At 59.8% G+C, this 5544-nt stretch carries 4 protein-coding genes; 1 reads left to right on the plus strand and 3 read right to left on the minus strand.

The window, feature by feature from the left end; genetic code table 11:
- Nucleotides 1-786 precede the first annotated feature (786 nt).
- Nucleotides 787-2733, plus strand: a complete 1947-nt coding sequence (locus tag M8523_RS35655) for a methyl-accepting chemotaxis protein (protein WP_282589539.1) — start codon at nt 787-789, stop codon at nt 2731-2733.
- A 388-nt stretch (nt 2734-3121) separates the two neighbouring features.
- Here the strand turns inward: M8523_RS35655 and M8523_RS35660 are convergent, their stop codons facing one another.
- From M8523_RS35660 to M8523_RS35670, 3 genes are all read right to left on the minus strand, one after another.
- Nucleotides 3122-3331, minus strand: a complete 210-nt coding sequence (locus M8523_RS35660; protein ID WP_282589540.1) for a hypothetical protein — start codon at nt 3329-3331, stop codon at nt 3122-3124.
- 137 nt (nt 3332-3468) lie between these two features.
- Nucleotides 3469-3693 carry a hypothetical protein gene (locus M8523_RS35665; RefSeq protein ID WP_282589541.1) on the minus strand — a complete coding sequence of 75 codons (225 nt, stop codon included), beginning with the start codon at nt 3691-3693 and terminating at the stop codon, nt 3469-3471.
- 859 nt (nt 3694-4552) lie between these two features.
- Entirely contained in the window at nt 4553-5389 is an 837-nt protein-coding gene (locus M8523_RS35670; protein WP_282589542.1) for an IS5 family transposase, read from the minus strand.
- Between the last annotated feature and the right edge of the window lie 155 nt (nt 5390-5544).

Here is a 5544-nt window from a genome sequence, read left to right on the forward strand (position 1 = left end):
CGCAGCAGCAGCTCGGCATCCAGTCGTTGTCGATCGCCAACCAGAACAGCCAGCTCATTCTCAAGCTGTTCCAGTAAGGATTGCAAAATTGTTTTGAAGTACCGGATGCGGTCATTCGCATGCAGGGGTCTCGGAGGGGGCAGGGATGGCAACATCTCCGCCCCATCGGTGCGTATTTTCGCTATGGCGAACGCGGAGTCTGGGGGATCCCGGACAGTGATTTTATTGCATCACGGGCACCCGCTTTAGCGAGGTGACGAGCCTCGACCGACAGTCTGATCGGCTATTCAGACCCTCGTTCTTGACGGCGAGAGGAGCTACGCCTGACGGGTCACGGATGCTCCCGAGCATCGAAATCAACGGGGCGGTCGCCAGATGTATGAGCGAGCTGGGAGGCATTTATACGGGCCAGGTGCTGAGCAAAACATCCGTCTATTATTTTAACAAAGTGGGGACGTTGTCAGCCGACGGCCGTGAAATACTTTGCAGCAATGGCGCTGTTGGGGAGCGTTGATAAAGAACCTCTACCTCGTCGATACCGGCAGGAGGGACCTTATGCGTGATGCAAATCGGCGTCGTGTTGGCCTTCATCATCCACGTCGAGGGCGAAGCTGCCGTTGGGACCCTCTCCGGGCGGAGATCCGATGCAGGCGCCTCAAAGCGGCGTGGTCAAGAACGATTGGTTCTCCATAGTTGCGGCAAAGCCGCCAGATTATCGGATTGTAAGCGTTTGAAGCGTTCCTGGAGGTGATGCTCGATCATTAGTGGACATAATTGAAAGCGATAATGTCAAACCTCAAGATATCCCTCAAGCTGGCTTTTGGCTTTGCCGTGATCGTTCTGATCGTGGCCATGACCAGCGGCTCGATGTATTTTGCGGTGTCGCGCACCGAAGCGGAGAGTGCGAATAACGGCGCAGGAAGCGACGTTCTGAACGGCGTCGACAACGCGCTGGAAGGTGCCCTTGGCGCTGTGGCCGCCGAGCGCGGATATGTCATCCGACATGATCCGAATTCGGTCGAGGTCTATCAAAAAGCCGGGAAAAGCTTCGATGACGCGCTCGTCTCGATCCGGAGTCGTGTGAAGGATTACAGCCGGTTGGCCGAAGCCACACCATTGATCGATGGCCTCGACGCCGCGGTCAAACTCTGGCGTAAGGAAATCGGCGACGTCGTCGTCAGCATGGGCTCCGACAATGGAGCGATCGAAAAAAGCCTGGCCTTGATCAAGTCCGACCGAGCGGTCGACCTTCAAAAGCAATTTATGAAAAGTGCTTCCGATACCAAGGAGAAGCTAAATACTTGGTCGGACCTCGACCAGAAGGCCGAAGACGGCTCCATCGCCAACCTCAAAATCGTTCAAATCACCGGCTTGTCCTGCGCCATCCTGTTTTCGGCATTGATTGCATGGCTGCTGTCGCGGGCCATTGCCAACCCTGTGGTGCTGATGTCATCCGCGATGAACAGCCTCGCTGCGGGGAACATGAAGGTGGACGTGCCTGCCCTTGGCCGCAAGGACGAAGTCGGCCAGATGGCAACAGCGGTGCAGACCTTCAAGACCGCCGCGATTGACAAGACGCGCCTCGAACATGAGGCATCCTCGGCACGAATGAGGGCCGACGAGGAACGGGAACGAAACGAGCTGGTGCGGACTGAGGCCTCTCAGCAGCAGGCCCATGTCGTCGCGTCGCTTGCCACAGGACTTGAACGACTCTCCGCCGGCGATCTTGTGTTTCGGATCGAAACCTCGTTCGTCGCGGACTATGACAAGCTCCGGGTCGATTTCAACGGTGCCATGGGCAAATTGCAGGAGACCATGCTTGTGGTCTCGGCCAACACGGCCGCGATCCGATCGGGCAGCATCGAAATCTCGACCGCTTCCGATGACCTTTCGCGCCGGACCGAGCAGCAAGCCGCCTCTTTGGAGGAAACCGCAGCCGCTCTCGATGAGATCACGGCTACGGTGAAGAAGACCTCCGACGGCTCCAGCCATGCTCGCAAAGTGGTGGGGGCCGCCAAGACCGACGCCGAGCATTCGGGAACGGTCGTAGCTCAGGCCGTGCAAGCCATGAGTGCGATCGAAACCTCGGCCCAGAAGGTCAGTCAGATCATCAGCGTCATCGACGAGATCGCCTTCCAGACCAATCTGCTCGCCTTGAACGCGGGCGTGGAGGCCGCGCGTGCGGGGGAGGCTGGCCGCGGTTTTGCGGTCGTCGCGTCCGAGGTCCGGGGCCTGGCCCAAAGATCGGCAGAAGCCGCCAAGGAGATCAAGGCCCTTATCTCGGAATCCGGTCGCCAGGTCGGTGAAGGGGTGGCGCTCGTTGGGGAGACCGGCAAATCTCTGGAGCGGATCGTCGCCCAGGTCATCGAAATCAATGCGGTCGTGGTTGACATCTCAACCAGCACGCAGGAGCAGGCGACGGCCCTGCAACAGGTGAATACGGCCATCAACCAGATGGATCAGGTCACCCAGCAGAACGCCGCCATGGTCGAGGAATCGACGGCCGCCAGCCATGGCTTGGCGAAGGAGGCCGAGGAACTGGCTCGGCTGATGTCCCGGTTCGATCTTGGCCAGAAACCTGTGTCATCCGCTCAAAATTCCCAGCCCCGCAGCGTTGCACGGCCAACCAACTCTGCACGACTGGTTCGGGCACCCGCCCTGAAGGCATCGGGCCGGGGTGGCGCGGCTTTGAAACCCCAACCCGCTGTTGAAAGTGACTGGGAGGAATTTTGAGCCAACGAAGGCTCCCGTGAGTCTTCAACCGAAGTGTCGGATCGCCACGACGGAAAATCTGGCGGCGAGGGCGGTTTTTGATAACCAAATCATAAATCACGTCAGTGCTTTAAGCTACATCTGCCAACCCTGGCGTGAATTACTCGGGCTAGCACCACGCCCGCAGGCAACCGTAGAAGCGATAACGCCGGATAGGCTTCATCGAATGAAGCTCACATCGACACCGGACACCACCGATGTTCCCTCCCCTGCTGAACTGATCGGCTCCCGTGCCATCATCCAGGGCGCGTCCGGGGCCGGGAAGACCTACGCCATCCGCCGCATCTTGGAGGCCACCCACGGCCGCATGCAGCACATCGTCTTCAACGTCGAGGACGAGCTGTTCACACTACGCGAGCGCTTCGACTATGTGCTGATCGGCGGCGACGGGGCCGATGCACCCCTCAGCGAAGCAACAGCCGGCGAACTGGCCATCACGCTGCTCGAACTCGGCGTCTCCGCCATTCTGCAGCTCAACGATCTCGGTTTGGCCGGACAGCGCCGCGTCATCGCCCGGTTCCTGGAAAGCCTGATGAAAGCGCCGCGGGCGCTCTGGCATCCGGTGCTGATCACGCTCGACGAGGCGACCGCTATGCGCTGCAATCGGGCCCGGTCGAAAGCTCGGAGGCGATCGTCAATCTCGCCACCGCCGGCCGCAAGCGGGGCTTCGGAGCGCTGTTTGCGACGCAGCGTTTGTCAGGCAATCCGCAGGCGCGGCTCGATGCGGTCGGCTGCCTCGAACTGCTCGACCATCGCGCTCAGCACCACGAGATTGGCGGGCTTGTCGAAACGGACATGTAGCAGCGTGCCACCCTGCCCCGTCAGGATGCTGCCCACGGTGCCGATGGTGTCCTTCAGCTCGGGATGCGTCAGGCGCAGCGGCGCATTGGCTTTCAGCTTTACCCGGTCCCCTTCGATCATCTGTGTCCCCGTGACCCGCGCTATGAGTTCTATATATGTTCTCATGTTAAAACAGGGATGACAACCGGACTGGCACCGGCAAATGCATGGACGGCCGACAGGATCTTACAGACGCTGACGCGCCTTGGGCTGGCGACAGGCAGCGGCCCTACAGCCCTTCGTGACGAGAGCGGGCCGCCAGCCTGCCGCCGTGGCTCACCACGGCCGAGGTCGTTCATAAAACGTAAAAGGGCATTTCGACTCCGGCCGATCTCCGTGCAACGCTGCTATTGTGGCCCCTTGGGCTGCCGAGCTCACGCTTCGCCTGTCGGCCTCACGGGCGCGGTGTCCGGCTCCCCTTCCCCTCTCCCAACATGAAGAACCCGCGAGCAACGAGCTGACGGGCATCAAGGTGGGTCTTCGCTGATCAGGCCGGCAGTGCCAGCCTTAGGGTTTCGTTTTAGGTCATAGACTGTCTGATCGGACGCCTTCTGATCCCGCTATTGCTCCACAACGAGGAACGGCAGCTAAACAAAACGCCCGTGACATGAGCCATGGGCGTTTGTTGCACGGCTCCCCTCGAATTCAGGCCGCGGCTACTTTCTCTTGGCCTTTCGGCGCAACCCAACGGTTCATGCCGTATCCAAAACCAGCAAGCACGAGGAGAGCTGCGCCGAACATCGGGAGAGATGCTGGAAGCGGTACAGTGCCTATTTTGGCAATATCTGGGCCAAAAGAGGGGTCAACATCCAGAGTCCTGAAGGCTGCCAACGTTGGCAGCTCGGGGGTCACCGCCTTAAATGCGGTGATCAAAATACCAGTGCCTTGGTCCGTGGTATCACCCGAATCCGCTTTCACAATAAAAGTCCGACTGGAAACTCTATGAGGGATAGCAGTACCTTGCGAGCCGTCTGGTCGGCAGGCGGATATGTGCGATCATGATCCATGCTTCGGCGCTTGCGATTGTTTTCTCCCAGTCCTTTGCGAGCCTTCGGCATCGGCCCAGCCATGCAAAGGTCCTCTCAACCACCCAGCGGCGCGGAAGAAGCTCGAAGCCTTGAGCCTTGTCGGAGCGTTTGACGATTTCCATCGTCCAGGCGCCGATCTTGGCCAAGCGGCCGCGAAGCTTCGGTCCGGCATAACCGCCGTCGGCGAAGACATGGCGCAGCCACGGGAACGCGGAGCGAATGGCGCGGAGCACGGCTGGTGCGCCGTCGCGGTCTTGAATGTCGGCACCGTGAACCACCAGACCGACAAGAAGGCCCAGCGTATCTGTCACGATGTGGCGTTTGCGTCCTTTGATCTTTTTGCCCGCGTCGTAGCCGCAAACCCCGCCACTTTCGGTCGTTTTCACGCTCTGGCTGTCGATCACGCCCGCTGAGGGACTGGCCTCCCGACCCTCGAGCTCCCGAGCCGCCATCACCAGATGATGGTTGATCGTCCGCAACAGGCCGCTGTCGCGCCAATCGTAGAAGAAGCGTTGCACCGTCGAGGGCGGCGGGAAATCCGTCGGCAGCATTGCCCATTGGCACCCGGTCGTTGCCATGTAGAGGATCGCATCCACCACGTCTCGCAGGTCAGTCGTCCGCGGTCGCCCGATCCGCTTCGGCTCAGGGAGAAATGGCGCCACAAGGCCCCATTCCCGATCCGTTGTATCGCTTGCATAGCGTCGGCCTCGCCGCTCATAATCGCGGCAAGTGGTTTCAGTCCAGGCCATCGTCATCCCGTTCAGTCTCGCAACCGAACAGAATCACAGGTCGCTGAAATCACTCAACTCATTTCGGGTTGGGCTCTAAGGCAGCGTCGACAAATTATCGCGCTGATTATGATGGCCTTGGAGCGATTGTATAGTTCCATTCGCCATGGAAGTCG

This window comes from Lichenifustis flavocetrariae, from assembly GCF_026130545.1.
Lineage (GTDB): Bacteria > Pseudomonadota > Alphaproteobacteria > Rhizobiales > Beijerinckiaceae > Lichenihabitans > Lichenihabitans flavocetrariae.